The sequence below is a fragment of the Cobetia sp. 4B genome, from assembly GCF_018831605.1.
GTDB lineage: Bacteria > Pseudomonadota > Gammaproteobacteria > Pseudomonadales > Halomonadaceae > Cobetia > Cobetia amphilecti.
This window is the reverse complement of record NZ_CP059843.1, coordinates 1,251,216-1,268,581: the sequence shown is the minus strand read 5'-3', so window position 1 is coordinate 1,268,581 and position 17,366 is coordinate 1,251,216. Positions and strand designations below refer to the sequence as shown.

Genomic DNA, 17,366 nt, shown 5'->3' with positions numbered 1-17,366 from the left:
ACGCGCAAGTGTTCCGGCGAGCACACACTGACTGTAACGAACGTTTGAATCGGCCGCCAATCACCCTTGGTAGCAGGTCTCAACGCTAGCGAATATCGCACACGATGCCTTGAGCCTTACCCACAGAACCAGCGGAGCAGACCATGCAAGGTCGCAACATGACACGCTGGCGCGACCCCAAGACGGACCCGCGCCAGGAAAAGAAGAGCAACGTGATTACCCCGCAGGGCCACGCGAAGATGAAGGGGCTGGCCGACCACCTGAGGCGCGTGAGGCGCCCTGAGCTTTCACGCAAGACGGGCGAGGCCGCCGCCATGGGGGATCGCAGCGAGAATGCGGATTACACCTACAACAAGAAGGCGCTCAATCAGACCATCGCCAGGATCGCCTATCTGGAGAAACGCCTGGATGAGCTGACGGTCGTCGACCGCCTGCCCGCGGATCTGGAGCGCGTCTATTTCGCGGCCTTCGTGACGCTGGAGGACGAGCAGGGAGAGGAGATGGAGATTCGCATCGTAGGCCCTGACGAGACCGACAATCCGCGCCGCTGGATCAGCGTCGATGCGCCCCTGGCCCAGGCATTGCTGGGCAAGGGGCTGGATGACGAGGTGAGCGTGGCCGCGCCGGGTGGCGAGACGACCTACATCATCACGGCCATCCGCTATCAGTCGCCGGAGGCGTAAGCGGCGAGCTGGGCATCAGGCCGCGGGGAATCAGGCCGCAGGGGCTCAGGTCGCAGGGAATCAGCGCGCCTTGCGTGCACGATAGACCTTGAACTGGCGCGTTTCCGCGAGCACTTCAAACTCGCCGAAGGCCGCCTGCAGCAGATCGGGATACGGCAGGAAGGCGTTGGCGACCAGCGTCAGGGTGCCGCCGGGCATCAGGTGATCCAGTGCCTGGCTGATCAGGCGCGCCGCCGGTCCGTAATCGATATCGCGCTCATGATGGAACGGCGGATTGGCCACGATGGCCTCGAACCGCTCCCCCTCGAACGCCGCGAAGACATCACTCAGGCGTACGTCCGCCTCAAGCCCGTTGAGCGCCAGACTGCGACGGGTCGCCTCCACCGCGAAGGCACTGACATCGCCTGCCATCACGCGCGCACCGTGGCGCGCCAGCCAGCAGCTGATGATGCCATCACCCGCCCCGATATCCAGCGCACGCTTGTAGCCACGGGTCGGCAGGTTCTCCAGCAGCAGCGCGGTACCCGGGTCCAGCTTGGCATTGCCATACAGTCCCGGATGACTGGTCAGTCGCATCTCCAGCGCCTCGAATTCGCCCCAGCCTTCTGTCCATTGCCCAGCCACTGCCAGTGGCGATTCACTGTTGGCGGCCTGTTCGGCCGTCAACTCACGCGTGGCAGATGACCACAGCTGGCAACGGCGCGCGGTATCGTCCTTACGCGCCGTCATTCCCAGCGCCTTGAGGATGCGCTCAGCGCGCTTGATGCCACCGTTGACCTCACCCACCACCTTGATCGGCGTACCGGCCGGCAACACCTGACACAGCGCCACCAGCCACCATTCGCCCAGCGCGTGCGCCTTGGGCCAGAACACGATGGCGCCCGCGGCTTGCGCGATGGTGTCATCAGCTCGCGCATCGGCGAAGGACACCGCATGGCTGACCCGGTGCCCGGCTTCCCGCGCGGCATTCACGATGCCGGTGTCATGCCCCCAGACACGCCGCTGGCGGTCCGATGACAGCCACCAGTCATCACGCGGCGCAGCGACCCACAGCCAATCACGGAAATCACTGTCCTGACGCTCGAGCAGCTGACAGGCGGGGGTTTGAGCAGACATGAAGACTCCAACAGGGTAGGAAGATACGGACAACGGCGAGAGCGCCGGATATCGAAACAATGCGGTTGTGCGGGTGCCGCCTCAGGCCGGGCGCACCAGCTCATAGTGCAGATAGCGGCCCAGATAGACGAAGGGGGGCGTGCGCCAGTGCTGACACTCGAGCGCCAGCAATTTCTGCATGTCAGCCTCGCTCAGCGGGTCGCGTGAGCGCAGATAGTCGTGGAAGACGCGCAGCCCGGTCAGCTCACGTACCTCAAGCCCGGCCTCCGCGGCCCACTGGCGTATCTCGCCATCGCGCAGCGGCGAGATGGGCGTCAGGCGCTTGCCGGTGCCCCAGCCTGCCAGGCGCCCTTCCAGCACCTTGTCGAAATTGCCCTTGCTGACATTGGAAAACGCCAGCGCATCACGATTGAAGACACTCAGCGACATGACGCCACCGGGCGCCAGCAACTCCGCGAGCAATGCAAAACCCTCCCGGGGATCGACCAGCCACTCCAGCACGGCGTGGCACACCACCACCGGCCACCGCTGATCAGTCGCGGCGGCGAAGCCCTGCAGATCACGCCCCTCCCAGACCAGTCGCCCAGCGAACGGCTCATCATTCGACAGCGCGTCGGTTTGACCAGGCACTTGCGGATCTGACGCCGCCTGAGCCGCCCGGGATTGATCAGCCGTCGTACCAGCGGACAGCCCCTGGCCTTGCGGCGCGGCAGTGCTCAGGAAGCGTTTCGCGCGCTCACGCATCTCGCCAGAGGGTTCGACCAGCGTGAGATGGTGCCCACGCGTGAGCCACCAGTGGGCGGTCTGCCCGAGCCCCGCACCGATCTCCAATACCGGGGAAGGCGGCAGGTGCGAGAAACGCTCATCCATCAGGCGCTGGGTGAGCGCAAGACGAACACGGCCGCGCTCCGTGGTGTAGAAACCACGTTCGAACTTGTCGGCCAGACCGTCGAAATGACGATCAGCGGTGGCACGGCGAACGCGGGAAGCGCCAGCGCGGGACGAGGTTTTCGGCTCAGGCATGAAGAATATCTTGGCGAAGGAGAAAGAACTGACGAAGCAATGGTGCAGATAATGCCTCACTCACTCGCCAAAGGCACTTCTCGGTGCGGATGAACCGCCCACTGATGCCGCTGACGGCCCGCCGCCACGCATTTCCTCCGCCAAATGGATCGGCGTAGAATGGCGCCTGCATCGAGGGGCCAAGGAACGGCACATGGCGAGGAAAGAGGTCATGGGGCAGAGAAAGACCGACACTTGATCGACTTGAGCAGCCAAGGCTTCAACGTGACTGACTTGTGCACATCGACTCCACTTCCGACATAGACCTCAGCCATGAAACAACGCGTCCTGCTAATCGTCCGCAAGCTCAACATCGGCGGTATCCAACGCAATACCGTCAATCTCGCCAATGTCTTGCACCGCGAAGGGCATGAGGTCCATGTACTGGTACTGAAAGGCGAACTGGAACTCGTCCCGAATGCCGGCGTGCACCTTCACCAGGTCGACTTCGACAAGGCATTTCGCAAGACGGGCATCGGCCTGTTCTACGACCTGTTCACCCGCCTGCTGCTGGCTCCGTGGATCAAGGGCTCAGGATACGTCTGGCGGGGCTATTACGGCGGCCGCTATCTGCGCCGTTTCATCGCGCGCCTAGAGAAGGAACACGGCCCGATCGATCGGGTCATCACGCGCGGCCAGGGCGCCTTCGAGACCTTCTGGTCGTGGCGGGACCCTCGCCTGTGGCAGGTGGCGGTGTCATGGCCCGGCGACCTGAAAGAGGGCTGGCGGCAACGTTTCCTGCTGAGTCGCCTGTATAGCGGCAAACAGGTCGTGTGCAACACCGACAATGTGCGCCAGCAACTGGAAAGCCTGCTGGACCATCACGGGATCAAGGCGGCGAGACTCGCGACCATCGGCAATGTCTGTGATCTGGATGCCATCGCCGCCATGGCAGAGGAAGAGGTGGAACTGCCCTCCCGCCCCTACGTGGTGCAGGTGTGTCGCCTCTCGGACGTCAAGCGTCAGGATGTGCTGATCAAGGCATACCTCGCCTCAGGCATCGAGGAAGACCTCGTCATCGTCGGCGATGGCCCCAAGCGGGAAGCCACCGAAGCACTGATCCGCGAGCTGGGCGTCGGCGACAGAGTCCACCTGATCGGTAGCCGCCTGAACCCCTACCCGTGGATGAAGCACGCCCGTCTGTTCGTGCTCAGTTCGCGTAGTGAGGCCTTCGGCATCGTGCTGGTGGAGAGCATGTGCTGTGGCACGCCGTGCGTGGCACCGGATGTCCCCGGCGGCATTCGCAATGTCTTGATCCATGATCAGGCGCGCCTGATCTCCGAAGACTCCATCGAGGCGCTGGCAGCCAAGATTCGTGAAGGCCTCGCCAACCCGCCGGCACTCGACTCGGATCCGGAGCTGATCGAACGCTTCCGCGATACCCGCATCATGCAGGAGTTTCTGTCCCTGCCCACTGATGCCGTGACCTCAGATTCTCGCTGACACCCAAAGCCCTGCATTTATCGAGAGACTTTCCTGCAGGGCTTGTTCTAGAGCCTTCCTGCGACGCTGAACTGGCAGGACGATTGGCTGGTAAGACGAATGTCTGGCAAGACGATTGGTTGACAATCCGGTTGAGTGACAAAGCGATCGACAGACACGACGGTGCGATGTCCAGACCAAGAGTCAGGGCATTGTTGATCGAGTATCGGATAGGAAGATCAAGTGCGGCAATTCTTACTCCGGGCCTGAAGCCAGGACGGGCGCTGCTCACAGAGCAAGGGCCGAGCACGCAACGAACGGTGCAGAGAAGACGATAAGGCGATGACGCAGAAGGCAGGACAGATGACGTCGTCCAGAAGGTGGGATTGCTGGCGCCCCCTGCAGGAGTCGTATAGACACGTAACCACGGGGCTCAATAAGATTTTTAACTCACACCATACATGTCACCATACATGAAAACCGAGGCTAACTTTGAGAGTTTGGGCACTCCGGCTTAACCCGAGTGTCTTAGGATACGAGCAAAGCCCATCTAGAATTCAATGAGCAGGTGGACGGCCTCAGGTATACTTGAAACATTTATCGCCTTGTCTTAGGAGGCACCGCATGGCCAGCGCCAACCACATCAAAGCTCTGCTAAAGTCACATTTGGATGGCGACGATAGCCGTTTCTACTCGGTAGCCATGCAGCTAGCAGCCCATGAGGCAAAACTCGGCCATGGGAAGCTTGCCGAGGAACTCAGGATGCTTATAGATAAAGCCAAGCATCGCAAAGCACCGAGCCAACCTACCCCAATCGGCCAACCGAGGGGAGAGCTGGCTGAACTACTTAGTTTTTCCTATCCCAAGACACACCTTGGCGATATGGTGCTCGAGGAGTCCCTCAGACGACAAATTCAGAGAATTATTCGTGAACAGAAGCATGCCCCACGTCTTCTTGAACACGGCTTGTCACCACGCAGAAAGCTACTGCTAGTGGGCCCACCTGGAAACGGAAAAACCATGACGGGGTCAGTTCTTGCTGGCGAGCTTGGCCTCCCGCTAATTCAAGTCCGCTTAGATGGGCTTATTACAAAGTTCATGGGAGAAACTTCGGCAAAGCTTAGGCAGGTTTTTGACACTACCAGCCAGACACGTGGAATTTATTTCTTTGATGAATTTGATGCTATTGGTTCTCAACGTGGTCTCGCCAATGAAGTTGGTGAAACTAGGCGTATTTTGAATAGCTTCCTGCAGATGATTGAGCAAGATAAATCACATAGCTTGATAGTGGCTGCAACAAATCATCCAGAAATTCTTGATCGAGCTTTATTTCGTCGTTTTGACGACATATTAAGCTATGGCTTACCAGATATCGATCATGTAGCAGTTGTGCTTCAGTCAAGACTTAGCTGGATGACTAAAGAGTCAATATCATGGAAACATTTAGCAGAAACTGCTGATGGTTTAAGCTATGCAGAAATCGTGCGCGCTGCTGATGAAACCCTTAAGCATGCATTAATCGAAGAATCAGAATTTATAACAGAGAATGATATAAAAATCATGCTTAATGAGCGTCGTCAAATGTCGCATCAATTTGCCAGCTGTAAAGTCTAATCAACTATAAACTTCCAGGGTAGTTAAGTTATGTCAGGGAATGACGATAAAAGACGACACTTTATTATAAGTGGTAGCATTACATCAGCCCCTTATATTTCCCCCAGAAGAGGTGGAGAATCAAAGTCTCTACCTCTTCGTAATCGCAAAGAACACGGCAGAGAATTATTGCGACAATTAAAAGATTTAGAACCATCTTTTAATGAAGCACGTGAAGCACAGAAAAATGTAGGAATGAAAGACGACATAGGCTTCTATGTTGAGTTTGAGAGCTTTACTGATATAGAGCTAGCTTTCCAATCTCTTGCACGAGAAAAGTCAGGCATAGAGCTACTCAATGTTAGACATAGTTCAGAAAAAGAAAAAAGCTTCGCAACTGTTTTAGTACCAGATGGCAAACTAAATATATTAGAAAAATTAGTATATGCCTATCTTGACTCTGAGAAAGATAGCATAACAAAAGACAATACAACTAAACCTAGAAACAGCGCTCTTTTAAACACTATATCACAAATTCGTAGTGCTACCCTCGAAGCTCTTTGGACTGACAGTCTTGAAGAATTTCCTGATAAAGACGACGAGGAATTTTGGTGGGAAGTATGGCTACCTAAAGATAAAAAGTCAGAAGAGAAAGTTGTATATTTCAAAAAATTAGCTATTGAGCTAGGATTCAAGGTAGCTAAAGGAGCAGTTTCATTCCCTGAGCGAAGTATTGTTATGGTATATGGCTCAGCAAAAAGGATGAAGGTCTCATTAAAAACATTAAACATGATTGCCGAGCTGCGAAGGGCCAAGGAAACTGCAGAGTTCTTCGACAATCTAATACCTAGTGAACAACGTGAATGGGTGGATGATTTACTCAGACGAACTAAATACTCACTAGAATCAGAAACAGTTCCCTATATATGCTTGCTAGATAGCGGTGTAAATACTGGCCATCCTTTTTTAGCTCCGGCTATATCTAAAAAAGATCTACATACAATTGATCCTAACTTTGGAAGCAACGATCAAAATGGTCACGGTACAGCAATGGCTGGTTTAGCTATCGCAGGGGATTTAACTCCATGGCTGTCTTCTCAGACCAATCTCAATATCATACATCGTTTAGAGTCTGTTAAATTATTATCCGATAGTGGTGCTAACGGTAGCGATTCAATAAACCATGGTTATTTAACTGTTGAAGCCGTTTCTCGTCCAGAAATAACTGCCCCGGACCGTTCACGCGTGTTCAGCATGACAATCACAGCTCGTGACAATAGAGATCAAGGGAGACCATCTGCTTGGTCGTCCACAGTAGATAGATTAGCTATTGACGCAGACAATGACTTCGAAACTCCTAGGTTGTTTATTCTTTCCGCAGGGAATATCACAGACTCCCAAGCTTGGACCAGATATCCTAGCAGCAATTCTAAAGATAGCATACATGACCCCGCACAAGCATGGAATGCTCTTACAGTCGGAGCTGCGACTGAAAAGGATTACATCACTGAGAGTGATACACAAGATTATACTCCTATCGCACCTAAAGGTGGGCTTAGCCCCTTTAGCACTACATCTAAAACATGGCATCCTCATTGGCCATTAAAACCCGATGTAGTATTTGAGGGTGGGAATGTGGCTGCAGACACTCTTGGGGCAGCATGGATGCCCAGTTTATGTCTTCTTACAGCAAATTTTGAACCGCAAGAACGACTACTCACTACAGCAAATGCTACAAGTGCAGCTACGGCCTTAGCCTCCCGCATGGCAGCTCAACTTATGGCTGAATACCCACATCTATGGCCAGAGTCTATACGAGCTCTAATAGTTCACTCTGCAAGGTGGACCACTGCAATGCATAAGACTTTTTTACCAAAGGGTTTAAAATCTAACAAGTCAGACTATTTACAACTTGTTCGTCACTGTGGCTTTGGTATGCCTAATCTCAACCGTGCTATGTGGAGCTACAACAACTCTCTTACTTTAATTAATCAAGAGAGCATCCAGCCATATAAAAAATGCCGCAAGAACGGCACTAGTATGAATGAGATGAATATTCATCACCTCCCTTGGCCGCTAGAAGAGCTAGAGGCTCTTGGTGAAACAGAAATAAAAATGCGTATAACCCTTTCCTATTTTATTGAACCAAGCCCATCGGCTCGAGGAATAACCTCACGTTATCGCTACGAATCTCATGGTCTACGCTTCGACGTTAAACGACCATATGAATCAGAACAAGATTTTCGGAACCGAATTAATTCTCACTCAGATGATGAAAACAGTGACAGCAATTCAAGCAAAGGGAACGACAACAACTGGATAATAGGCCCAAACAATCGTCATAGAGGATCGATCCATTCCGATATTTGGGTGGGTAGTGCTGCCGAGCTAGCGAGCAGGGGTATGGTAGGTATATGCCCAACAATGGGCTGGTGGCGTACACGAAACAAGTTTGGTCGATATGTAAAAAAAGTACGCTATACATTAGTGGTTTCTCTTGAAACACCAGAAACCAATATCGACCTTTATTCTTTAATTGCTAACAAGATCACCAACACAGCTACTATTAGCGTCTAAATAAAAGCTTATAACTTATAGAGAAGAGTCATAATATATAGTCGAGTTATGGCTCTATCTCTCACACCTCGACCACTACCACCGGCAGGCGCGGAGCCACGCCAGTGATCTGGTCCCCCTCCACGTAGACCATGCCGCCCACCTGGGCATCGCCCTGGCAAGTGCGTACCCCACCCCCTACCAGATCCACGCGAACGCGCGAGCCGCTGACGCTGATCACCTCGCCTACCTGGCGCGGCGTGGTCGGCAGCAACGCCAGCAGGCGGCGATATGGATTGGCCATGCTATCCCCCTCCTTTGCTTGAACTGATACCACACGACGCCATCACAGATGGAATCTCTGCAGCTCGATAGACTGACGCACGCTCAGGGCACGCCCCTGCAGGCTGGCGCTGACGCTCACGCCACGCGAGACACCACGCCAGCCATCGCACTCGATCATCATGCCAGGCAGCAGCAGGCCGCCCAGAGAGGCCGCCAGGGGCATCTGCATGCTCTCGGTGCTCTGGCGTAGGGTAGCGGCCAGCTCAGCGATCCCGCGCGATTGGGCCGGTGCCTGATCGGTGATCAGGGCATCCACCACGGTGGGTGCCAGCTGATCGCCTGCGGTGCCCTGCCGGATGATCTGGGCCTGGATGCCGCCGGTGTCGCCATGGAGCCAGACGGCATTGCGGGCATCGCCTGGCTGCTGATCGCTGCCCAGCTGGGTGATGATGTCACGCGGCACCGCCAGATCGACCTCGCTCTCAGCCCAGCTCCAGGGTGCTGCCTCGAAGCGTGGCGCCACGATGATGGTCTGATCCTGCTGATGGGCCTGCACATAGCCGCCGGCCGCCTGAGCGATCCGCGAGATGGCGTCGATGGGCGCGAGGCTGTCATAACTCCACGCGCCGGCGGGCACCACCCAGTCAGTCATGCGCCAATCCAGTGACCAGCCCTCTGGCAGCTCAGCACGGGCGAGCTGCGAGGCGGTGGCCTGGCTGTCCTCGGTGTAGCTGCGCGCGGTGGCGTAGGGCGCGCCCAGGTACGCCGCGAGCGAGCGGCCGCTGATGGTCACGCTATGGCTCTGCCAGCTCTCAGAGCGTCGCCAGCCATCCACCAGGCACCGCCACTGCTCGCCATTGATCTCGGCCATCACCTCCACCGGCTGGCCATCGGTGCCAGTCACCAGCGCTTGAGCGTCACGCCCTGCCAGGCCGGCAGAGAATGACCATGCCCAGCTGTCAGCGTCGATGCTGAGCGTCATCTGGGTGGCCGGCAGCTCCAGGCCATCGGAGAGGCGCACCAGGCGCGCGGAGTTTTGCACGATATAGAGCCTTTTGACGGGAATGGTCGGGGTGGGTATCTCACACGTCAGACCGAACTGCAGTACCCACGGGGCGCTCGGCATGGCGTGGCAGAATTGCAGGGTGGTGCTGCCCTCCACCGGCTCGAGCACCGGCGGCTCAGGCGGATCTGGCGGCAAGTCGATGCCAGGCGGTGGCCGGCGGGCCTGCTCCCAGGGCACGCGCCAATCGTCGCCGGTGGTGCGCCCCTGCTGATAGGGCACATCCATCGTCACCGGCTCGAGGGTGCGGGCCTCCTCATAGCGCGAGCGCCGGCGGGCATCATTGCGGGGCGGGTGCTGATAGCCACTCGAGCGAGCCGTGGCAATGCCCTGCCCCTGCTCCCATACCGGCCGAGAAGCGCGGCGGACACGCGGCAGCTGCAGCCACTGGCTGCCACTGAGGGTGCCCAAGATGCGCTCGGCCTGCTCCCACCGCGAGCCACTGATGGCATCGGTGCGGGGCCGTGCCGACCACTGGCCCCCCTGGCTGGCCGCAAGCGTTGCGCCCTGCTCGAAGGCTGACGCGGTGGCTCCATAGGGGCGAGCCGGCTGCTCCCAGCGGGTGCTGCCCTGGGCCTCGAGCGGGACCGCGTTCTCGAAACGGGCACCGGCACTATCTGATGGCCCACGAAAGACATTGATGTCCCGAGTCATGGCGACATCGATAATCGCTGGTACGCCCAGCGTGGCGACGACCTCGATCAGCAGCCCTTGACTGAGCGTGGCATCCAGCTCTGGGGGCGGCAGCGTAGCATCTACTGCCAACGTGATCCGCTCTTCACCTTTGCCGCCGCTGAAATCCAACACCAGCTGAAGGGCATCGCCTGCCAACGGCTGCCCAGTGAAACGCAGATCGATTGAAGTCACATCAGGCCTCGGCGAAAATGATTCGACTGATTCGGGTAATGATGCCGCGATAAATCGTCGTCGAGCTGATGGTCACGTCAGCGCCTGATCCCTCGATGCCGACATCCAGATCCATCACCCAGCCACCCTCGCCATCCACCAATCGCGCCCAGGTGGCTTCGCCGTCGGCGTCGGCCATGACTTCCTCGAATCCGGCCCCTGTCAGCACTCCGCTCGAGATGTCAGCCGCGAAGGGTTGGGGCACCTCCAGCGTGGCCAGCGCCACCTGATCGGTGACGGCAGCGCTAGGTGATGGGCGAGAGCCTGAGTACACAACGAAAGATGCCGGCGACTCGCCGGCATCGATAGCGGTGGCAATGGCTGCCAGCCGCGCATTCTTCACTGCTGTCGAGAATTGGATCACGGGCTGTCCTCCAGCTCAGGATGCACGTTGTCAGATACCACCGCGTTCTGCTGCAGGGTGTGATCGAACGCCATCACAAAGAAGGCGCGACGCGGGTCGAGGTCCGTAAGTCGGTATTTGCCATCGGCATCACTCCACGTCTCGCGCACGATGCGGCCAGTGGCGCGCTCATGCACCCGCACCCGCCGGCTGACGGGCTGCGCCTGGATGTCCAGAACGGTGCCTGCAATGACGCCCATGCGCGTCGGATCAGAGACGCCGCCAGTCGGCGTGCCATTGGCACCACTGCCATCGACTTGATCGAGGTGCGACATGCCTACCCCTGCCGTTGCCTCCACCCTCTGATCGCTCATGCCTCTGCTATCAATCGCGGACGGATTGGGCACCGGCACGGTGGCGGTGGTATACCCTTGGGGCTTGGGGCGAGCTAGTGGGCGCATCGACTGCTTGGGCATCCTTGCCTCTGCCAGCATGCCGAAACGGGCCGTCAGCGCCAGTACCTCACTCTCAGTCAACAGCCGGTCATAGGACGTGAACGCTCCAATAGCGCCAATAAATCCATCACTGCCGGTGTCGGGGTTTGCGCCTATGGCAACTTGCGTGGCCTCAGAGTCGGAATGGCCAAACGCCGCATTGCTCTCTGACAGCACCCCATCTTCATAAATACTGACAACACCATCACCCACCAGCAGCACCAGAAAATGAGACTTTCCATCGAGCTTCAGCCGGTGATTGAGATAGGTATTACGATTTGCCCCAGCCCCCACCTCATAGAAGGTATACAGGCGAGCAGACACATCAATGCGCCACGAATAGTAGTTACTGGCCACATCCTCGCCAGGGCTGCCCAGCGTGACCAGGTTGGAAAAATTGTCGTGACCGATAGAATCCATGCGATAGAGCATGGCAATGGTGTGGTTTTTGGTCTTGATCATGGCGGGGCTACTGTCACTTCGCAGCATGGCCTCACCATCAAACGCCATGGCAGGCACGCCGCCTAGGGTGGTAGGTGTTGCCCCGACGATCTCAGCATCAATGCCCCCGACCTGATCGACCACCTTGCCCCCGGCCACGATGCTCATGTCATACGCCGCGATCTCCCCGCCAATCCCGCCGACTGCCCAGCTAGGGCGGAAGTCACGTACCGCAAGACTCATCGCTGCTTGGTCTTGCTCGGGTCTGGTTAGCGCTTGGTCATACCCTCGAACATCGACCACGCGCAGGTCAGCCACAGTGACCTGAGAGATGGTCAGCGTTTCGAGTGGCATGGCAGCCGCCGGCCTCTCGATGCCTTCTCGCCCATCCAGTGCCACGCCGATGCTTGCCCCGTCATGCGTGATAAAAACGGTGTGATAGTAGCCAGGGTAAAATCCCTGGGCCTGCACGCGCTCGCCGGATACGACAAGCCAGAGGCCATCAGCATCTGTCTCTAGCGCGATGCCGCTGTCACCCAGGACAAGGCTAGTGCCGCCCCCTGCTGACAGCATCCAGACCTCGAGCGTCCAGGGTGCCGCCAGATCCATCGGGAATGAGGCGTTAGCACCAGGCACGGCTAGATCAAGCTCTTTGGTCGCCTCGAGCATCTGGCTCGGCGTCCAGTCACCCAGCGCCTGCTGAGCGGCAGAACCGCCCAGCGCCTCCACTAGATCGCCATCTAGCGGGTAATGGTGTGTGAGTGCCATTTATACCTCCTGCCAGCGATCAAGCCGCCACGCCATCAACGTCTCCTTGCCGGCATTCCCGCGACTGGCCGCCAGGCGAAACATTACGGGCACACCATCCATCTGGGGCAGATTGTCTATCACCGCCTTGTCGTACCCTGCCCCCGTATGGAGTGGCTGCAACATCCCCGGCATCGAGCCACGCACGCCGCCTGACTCAATGACCAACATCTCGCCCTGCGCCACATAGAAGCCATTATCCTGCGGATTTGGGTAGCTGATCAGGCTGCCGATGCGATCCCCGACACCCTCCAACGTCCAGCCCACCGCCCCAGGCAGCTGGTGCCAGGCACGCGCGATACTCATCTCGACGGATGAACCAAAATAGGGAAGCGCGCTATACGTCTCGTAAGTGTCTGAAGTTGAGGACCAAGTGCCATCCTGCAATCCCGCGACCACACAATGATATGCATCGCCTGGGCGTACCGTCTTAATGTCACCCCAGACAAACACCCCGTGCTTGCCCTGGCCGCCATAGCGGTTGAGATAGAACATCGTCAGACCATCCCCCAACAATGCCCAGTCTCGCGTCGTCTCCTTTGCCGAATAGGGCCATTGCCGTGACGCGGCCACGGTATACGTGTCGATGTCGATCATCTGTTCAATGAGACTGACACGCGCCTGGCGGCCACTGTTACTGCTATGCCCTCCCCAGGTGCCATTCTCCACCATCAGCATCACCTCGGTGGCACGCTCGCTGGTACGCTTGAACACTGCGCGATGATTGTCAGCATCCTCTGCTGCGATCTCCCAGCCGCCCACGGGTGCCGTCTTGATCTCGATCAGATCGCCGGTCGCCTCATTGGCAGCGGGCGCGGTATCGAGCGCGAAGCGCACCCAGTCGCTGCCGATGGCGGTCACTCGATGCTCGCTATTGTAGCCAGCCTGATCTGCCCCGCTGATGGCGATTACCTGCCATTTGAGATAGCCATGACCACTGCCCACGCTCGCGGTGGCTTGCTGGGTAGCGCTGTCATACGTCAGCGAGGCAATGGGCTTGGTGTTGAAGCCGGTCACGAGGCAGGCTTTCAGCAGCTCGATCAGCGCACCATATTGGTCGCCATTCTCGGGGCTGCCGCCCATGTCACTGCTGAGCCACTTCACCGGAAAATCGGCCATCTTGAACGTCTCCAGAAACAAGGCCGCCCAGCGAGTGGCTGGGCGGTTGAGGGATAGAGGGTTGCGCCTGCCGGTGGCGGTCAGGCGTTGGCGTTGCCACGGATCTGCAGCCGGAAAGAATCTTGCTGGCCGCTGGCCGGCCCCTGCAGGATCACGCGCGCCAGCCACATCGGGAAGCTCGCGCCGATGGTCGAGAAGCGGATCACGTTGCCATTCACCCAGCCGGCCCCGAAGCCGCCCGCCTTGAGGGTCCAGTAGGGCACGCCGTGATTGGGATTGGTGGGGGCGGTGTCTTCATTGATATTGCCCACGCCAATCTCACCTACAGTGCGACCGATGATGCGGAACGTGCTCGAGCCGGTGAAGATCAGCGCCCAGTCTTCGGTGATGGCCCCGCGGTTGGTGATGATGGGCGGATAGGTGGTCACGTTGTACTCGGCCAGGGTGCCGTCTGCGCCGTCGTTATCATCCTTGCTCCAGTCCCGGTCCCAGCTGGCGAGGTCGAAGAAATTGGTGACGCGCGCCTGCAGGTCACCGGCCACCATCGCGGCGCTGACCAGAGTGTCATCTGACGGGTAGTCGTGGCTCAGATTGCCCTTGAGCGTCAGCACGCCTGAGAGGTCCACGTCTCCCACCAGCAGCATGTCCTCGACACGGTGCAGGGCGTACCAGGGTTCGGGGTGGGTGGCCGTATCAGGCGCGGCGAGCTGCACGGTGCCGGCATCGAGGTCTGCACTGTACTGGGTGGCCGGCACCTCCTCGCCGGCGGCGTCCTCCACCACCAGACTGGCCAGACGGGTGCGTCCCACATCCAGCGTGGTGCCATCCGCCAGCCCCACGGGGAATGGCGCTCGGCCAGTGTGGTGCACCACCACCACGCCGCCGGCACGATAGATGGGCACGCGGCCATCGCTGGGCAGGCGCACGGGGTCGATACCGATCAACTCAGCCTCGAGCGGCAGCGTGGTCAACACCACAGCATTGAAACGGGCCGTGCTGGGGATGATCTGTGTTGGTCGCCAGATCATGCCGTCATCATCCACCGCAGCGGCGTCATACCAGCTTTCTGACTTCTCGGCGGCCGTCAGGCTGGTATCGGCTACCCGCTTGCCGAACATGACGCGCACCACGCCCGTCTCGAAGCTCACGCTGCCTGCCATCTCGTCACCCTCGATTTCGCCAGAGAGTGCCGCCTGGCCGGTGATCGAGCGACCGTCGAGCGTGGTGGCCTGAATCAGTAGACCACCCACCTGCAGCGGCGAGCCGGGCGTGCGGAAGAAGGCTTCATCCAGCGTCCAGGTGCCGAAGGTAGACACGAGTGTCTGCACGGTGATAGTGGCGCTGGTGCCTGTTGGCCAGTCAGTGATGCGGGCATCGCCGCTGCCATAGTCGATGGTGCCCGCGAGAACGCCGGCCCCGTTGCTGTCCACGCTGCGATAGAGACTGCCCTGGCGATCGATGAACGTATCGCCTCGGAAGATGAACGACAGCGTGCCAGGCACGACGCTATCTTGCAGCAGGGGCATCAGCTCGACATCGAGCGGGGCGAGATCCTGGGTGATGGTGTGGGTGGTCGGGGCGGCGCTGTCCAGCTGGCTGGTCAGCCACACACTGGAACCATTCTCGAAGTTGTCGCGCTTCTCGTAACTGCCCCACTCACGGTTAAGGTTGTCACCGTCGTCCCACTCCTTGACCTCGCGGATCTTCTCGACCTCGAAGGTGACCGCGCCGGTGGCATAGTCGATGCTGCCCTCCCAGCCACCATGGAAGCCACCCTGCCCATCGTCGGTGATGGTGTAGGTGACATCAGCTTCGCCGCCGTTCTGCTCGACCGTCTCATAGGTGCCATTGCGCGAGGTGCTGGTCTCATTCTCGGAGCTGGACCAGGTGCGCGTGACGGTCCAGGTGAGTGACACACTGCCCGGCCGCACTGGCGCATCGCTGATAGTCAGGCTGACTAGCCCCGCCCCATTGGCAGACGGCAGGAATTGCTCGGTGGTCGGGGCGCCGTAGTCGTATTCGATCTCGACCTGAGAGTTGGCATCCGGGAAGGCGTCGCCGTTGAAAGCGACATAGGCCTCGCCCGGCTGGGGGTTGCCGTTGCGGTCTGCATAGCCATAGACGATGCGGCCGGTGGCGGCACCACTCAGGGTGCCCAGACCATCATCGGTGGCAGTCTTCTGGCTACCGCCAGCGATCCAACGCACGGTGACCGAGTTGGGCACCACGCCCGGATGCTCGAGCGCGAAGGTCATCCACGGCTTGTCGATGGTGGCCTGGCCGGCACGGTCTTCGTAATGTACCGGCGTACCCCAGCTGAACAGGATGGCGCTGCCCACATCCGGCATGGCGCTGAGCGTGACGTTGACCGAGCCACTGGTGTAATCCACCCGCCCTGCACCATTGCCGGTGAGGTCGCCATTGCTGTCTTCATCTCTGAGTTCGTACCACTTGCCCAGGCTGCGGAAGGCGATCACCACACTGCCCGGGGCCGGCAGCGGATTCAGGCGATTGACATAGGTGAAGCCGCGATTGTTGAGCTCTACCGCGATCTGGGTGGTGCTGGCGATCTGCGCCACCTCGAAGGATTGGCCGTTGCTGCTGACGGTGATACTCGCCGTGCCGCCCACTTGCACGTCGGTCACTGCCTGCTCGGTGGTGGTGGCCGGTACCAGTGGCGCGTAGGTGCTGGCGACCTGCACGGTGTTGTCACCAAACTCAGCGGGCTGGGCCAGAGTGCTGACGCCATAGTATCGGGCAGCATCAGTGCTCTGCCCTTCGCGGATTACGGTGTCAGGGTCCACGGTGCCGGGCTTGGGCTGCACGCCATAGACACGCTGGCGCAGCGCAGTGGATAGCCCCAGCGTCAGCACGCGGCGCTCGAACGTCTGCACGCTGCTGCCATTCAGATACTCGAAGGTGCGGATCTCGTGATCGATCTCTGTGATACGCACGTACTGCACCTCGCCGGCGAAGTCGCCCTGCTCGGTGATCAGCGCCAGCACATCGCCCAGGTCCGGCAATGGGGCCTCGGTCATCTGAAACGTGGTGAGGCTGCGTTGCCCGGCGAGCTGATCGCCCAGCAGTGTCATGCGTGAATTGACGCCGGCGGTGACATAGCTTTCCACATGGTCACGCGCGGACTCCCGCTCATCCGAGGGGGAGCCGGTATCGAACATCACCACGCTGACGTTCGGGTCGGATGGCACCTGATCGATGATCGCGTGGGCGCCGAAATACTGGGCGGTGTTGTCGGTCAGTACGCCGGCACCCACCTTGCGCAGCGAGGTGCGCCCTGCAGCGCGATCAAGATCAGAGATGTCATCGAATATCTCATTGCTCGCGCCGTCCGTCACGGTACGCCCGGTGAGGCGACCACCGCCGTCGGCGTTGTCGGTCATGCGCTCAGACTGCAGGATGCGGATGTCGCCGCTATGAATCGTGTCGTCGGCCATGTGGCTGGCTCCAGCAGGAAG

Annotated in this window: 12 protein-coding genes; 4 read left to right on the top strand and 8 right to left on the bottom strand. The window is 58.8% G+C overall.

The genetic code is table 11. The annotated features are described in order from the left end of the window. The first annotated feature begins 143 nt into the window (after nucleotides 1-143). Nucleotides 144-683 (top strand): GreA/GreB family elongation factor, encoded by a 540-nt coding sequence (locus H2O77_RS05430; protein WP_175088083.1) that lies wholly within the window; start codon nucleotides 144-146, stop codon nucleotides 681-683. A gap of 60 nt (nucleotides 684-743) precedes the next feature. Here the strand turns inward: H2O77_RS05430 and H2O77_RS05425 are convergent, their stop codons facing one another. Both H2O77_RS05425 and H2O77_RS05420 read right to left on the bottom strand, forming a co-directional pair. Beyond that, nucleotides 744-1,799, bottom strand: coding sequence for a methyltransferase (locus H2O77_RS05425; protein WP_215824110.1), 1,056 nt, complete (start codon nucleotides 1,797-1,799; stop codon nucleotides 744-746). Nucleotides 1,800-1,880: 81 nt separating this feature from the next. Continuing rightward, nucleotides 1,881-2,822 (bottom strand): methyltransferase domain-containing protein, encoded by a 942-nt coding sequence (locus H2O77_RS05420; RefSeq protein WP_215824109.1) that lies wholly within the window; start codon nucleotides 2,820-2,822, stop codon nucleotides 1,881-1,883. Between the two features lie 312 nt (nucleotides 2,823-3,134). Here H2O77_RS05420 and H2O77_RS05415 point away from each other — a divergent pair, with 312 nt between their 5' ends. The 3 genes from H2O77_RS05415 (at nucleotide 3,135) to H2O77_RS05405 (ending at nucleotide 8,453) form a co-directional block, all read left to right on the top strand. Next, complete coding sequence (locus tag H2O77_RS05415; RefSeq protein ID WP_215824108.1) at nucleotides 3,135-4,304, top strand: glycosyltransferase; 1,170 nt, start codon at nucleotides 3,135-3,137, stop codon at nucleotides 4,302-4,304. Nucleotides 4,305-4,907: 603 nt separating this feature from the next. Next, entirely contained in the window at nucleotides 4,908-5,897 is a 990-nt protein-coding gene (locus H2O77_RS05410) for an ATP-binding protein (protein WP_215824107.1), read from the top strand. A 30-nt stretch (nucleotides 5,898-5,927) separates the two neighbouring features. Then, nucleotides 5,928-8,453: a S8 family peptidase gene (locus tag H2O77_RS05405; RefSeq protein ID WP_215824106.1), complete on the top strand. Its 2,526-nt coding sequence runs from the start codon at nucleotides 5,928-5,930 to the stop codon at nucleotides 8,451-8,453. Nucleotides 8,454-8,514: 61 nt separating this feature from the next. Here H2O77_RS05405 and H2O77_RS05400 read toward each other — a convergent pair whose 3' ends face one another. From H2O77_RS05400 to H2O77_RS05375, 6 genes are all read right to left on the bottom strand, one after another. Continuing rightward, a complete protein-coding gene (locus H2O77_RS05400) occupies nucleotides 8,515-8,736 on the bottom strand; it encodes a hypothetical protein (RefSeq protein ID WP_215824105.1) in 222 nt (73 codons plus the stop codon). A 42-nt stretch (nucleotides 8,737-8,778) separates the two neighbouring features. Further along, nucleotides 8,779-10,647 (bottom strand): hypothetical protein, encoded by a 1,869-nt coding sequence (locus tag H2O77_RS05395; RefSeq protein ID WP_215824104.1) that lies wholly within the window; start codon nucleotides 10,645-10,647, stop codon nucleotides 8,779-8,781. Between the two features lies 1 nt (nucleotide 10,648). Next, complete coding sequence (locus H2O77_RS05390; protein WP_215824103.1) at nucleotides 10,649-11,050, bottom strand: hypothetical protein; 402 nt, start codon at nucleotides 11,048-11,050, stop codon at nucleotides 10,649-10,651. Further along, complete coding sequence (locus tag H2O77_RS05385; RefSeq protein WP_215824102.1) at nucleotides 11,047-12,732, bottom strand: LamG-like jellyroll fold domain-containing protein; 1,686 nt, start codon at nucleotides 12,730-12,732, stop codon at nucleotides 11,047-11,049. Before H2O77_RS05385 ends, H2O77_RS05390 begins: the two co-directional genes overlap by 4 nt. After that, the gene (locus tag H2O77_RS05380; RefSeq protein ID WP_215824101.1) at nucleotides 12,733-13,890 is read right to left on the bottom strand and encodes a hypothetical protein; all 1,158 of its coding nucleotides are present in this window, start codon (nucleotides 13,888-13,890) and stop codon (nucleotides 12,733-12,735) included. 80 nt (nucleotides 13,891-13,970) lie between these two features. After that, entirely contained in the window at nucleotides 13,971-17,345 is a 3,375-nt protein-coding gene (locus H2O77_RS05375) for a hypothetical protein (RefSeq protein ID WP_215824100.1), read from the bottom strand. Nucleotides 17,346-17,366 lie beyond the last annotated feature (21 nt).

What these genes read in the sequence shown, in the direction of transcription:
- H2O77_RS05430 (WP_175088083.1), top strand. Translation starts at nt 144, where the DNA reads ATGCAAGGTCGCAACATGACACGCTGGCGCGACCCCAAGACGGACCCG.
- H2O77_RS05415 (WP_215824108.1), top strand. Translation starts at nt 3,135, where the DNA reads ATGAAACAACGCGTCCTGCTAATCGTCCGCAAGCTCAACATCGGCGGT.
- H2O77_RS05410 (WP_215824107.1), top strand. Translation starts at nt 4,908, where the DNA reads ATGGCCAGCGCCAACCACATCAAAGCTCTGCTAAAGTCACATTTGGAT.
- H2O77_RS05420 (WP_215824109.1), bottom strand. Translation starts at nt 2,822, where the DNA reads ATGCCTGAGCCGAAAACCTCGTCCCGCGCTGGCGCTTCCCGCGTTCGC.
- H2O77_RS05405 (WP_215824106.1), top strand. Translation starts at nt 5,928, where the DNA reads ATGTCAGGGAATGACGATAAAAGACGACACTTTATTATAAGTGGTAGC.
- H2O77_RS05375 (WP_215824100.1), bottom strand. Translation starts at nt 17,345, where the DNA reads ATGGCCGACGACACGATTCATAGCGGCGACATCCGCATCCTGCAGTCT.
- H2O77_RS05385 (WP_215824102.1), bottom strand. Translation starts at nt 12,732, where the DNA reads ATGGCACTCACACACCATTACCCGCTAGATGGCGATCTAGTGGAGGCG.
- H2O77_RS05380 (WP_215824101.1), bottom strand. Translation starts at nt 13,890, where the DNA reads ATGGCCGATTTTCCGGTGAAGTGGCTCAGCAGTGACATGGGCGGCAGC.
- H2O77_RS05400 (WP_215824105.1), bottom strand. Translation starts at nt 8,736, where the DNA reads ATGGCCAATCCATATCGCCGCCTGCTGGCGTTGCTGCCGACCACGCCG.
- H2O77_RS05425 (WP_215824110.1), bottom strand. Translation starts at nt 1,799, where the DNA reads ATGTCTGCTCAAACCCCCGCCTGTCAGCTGCTCGAGCGTCAGGACAGT.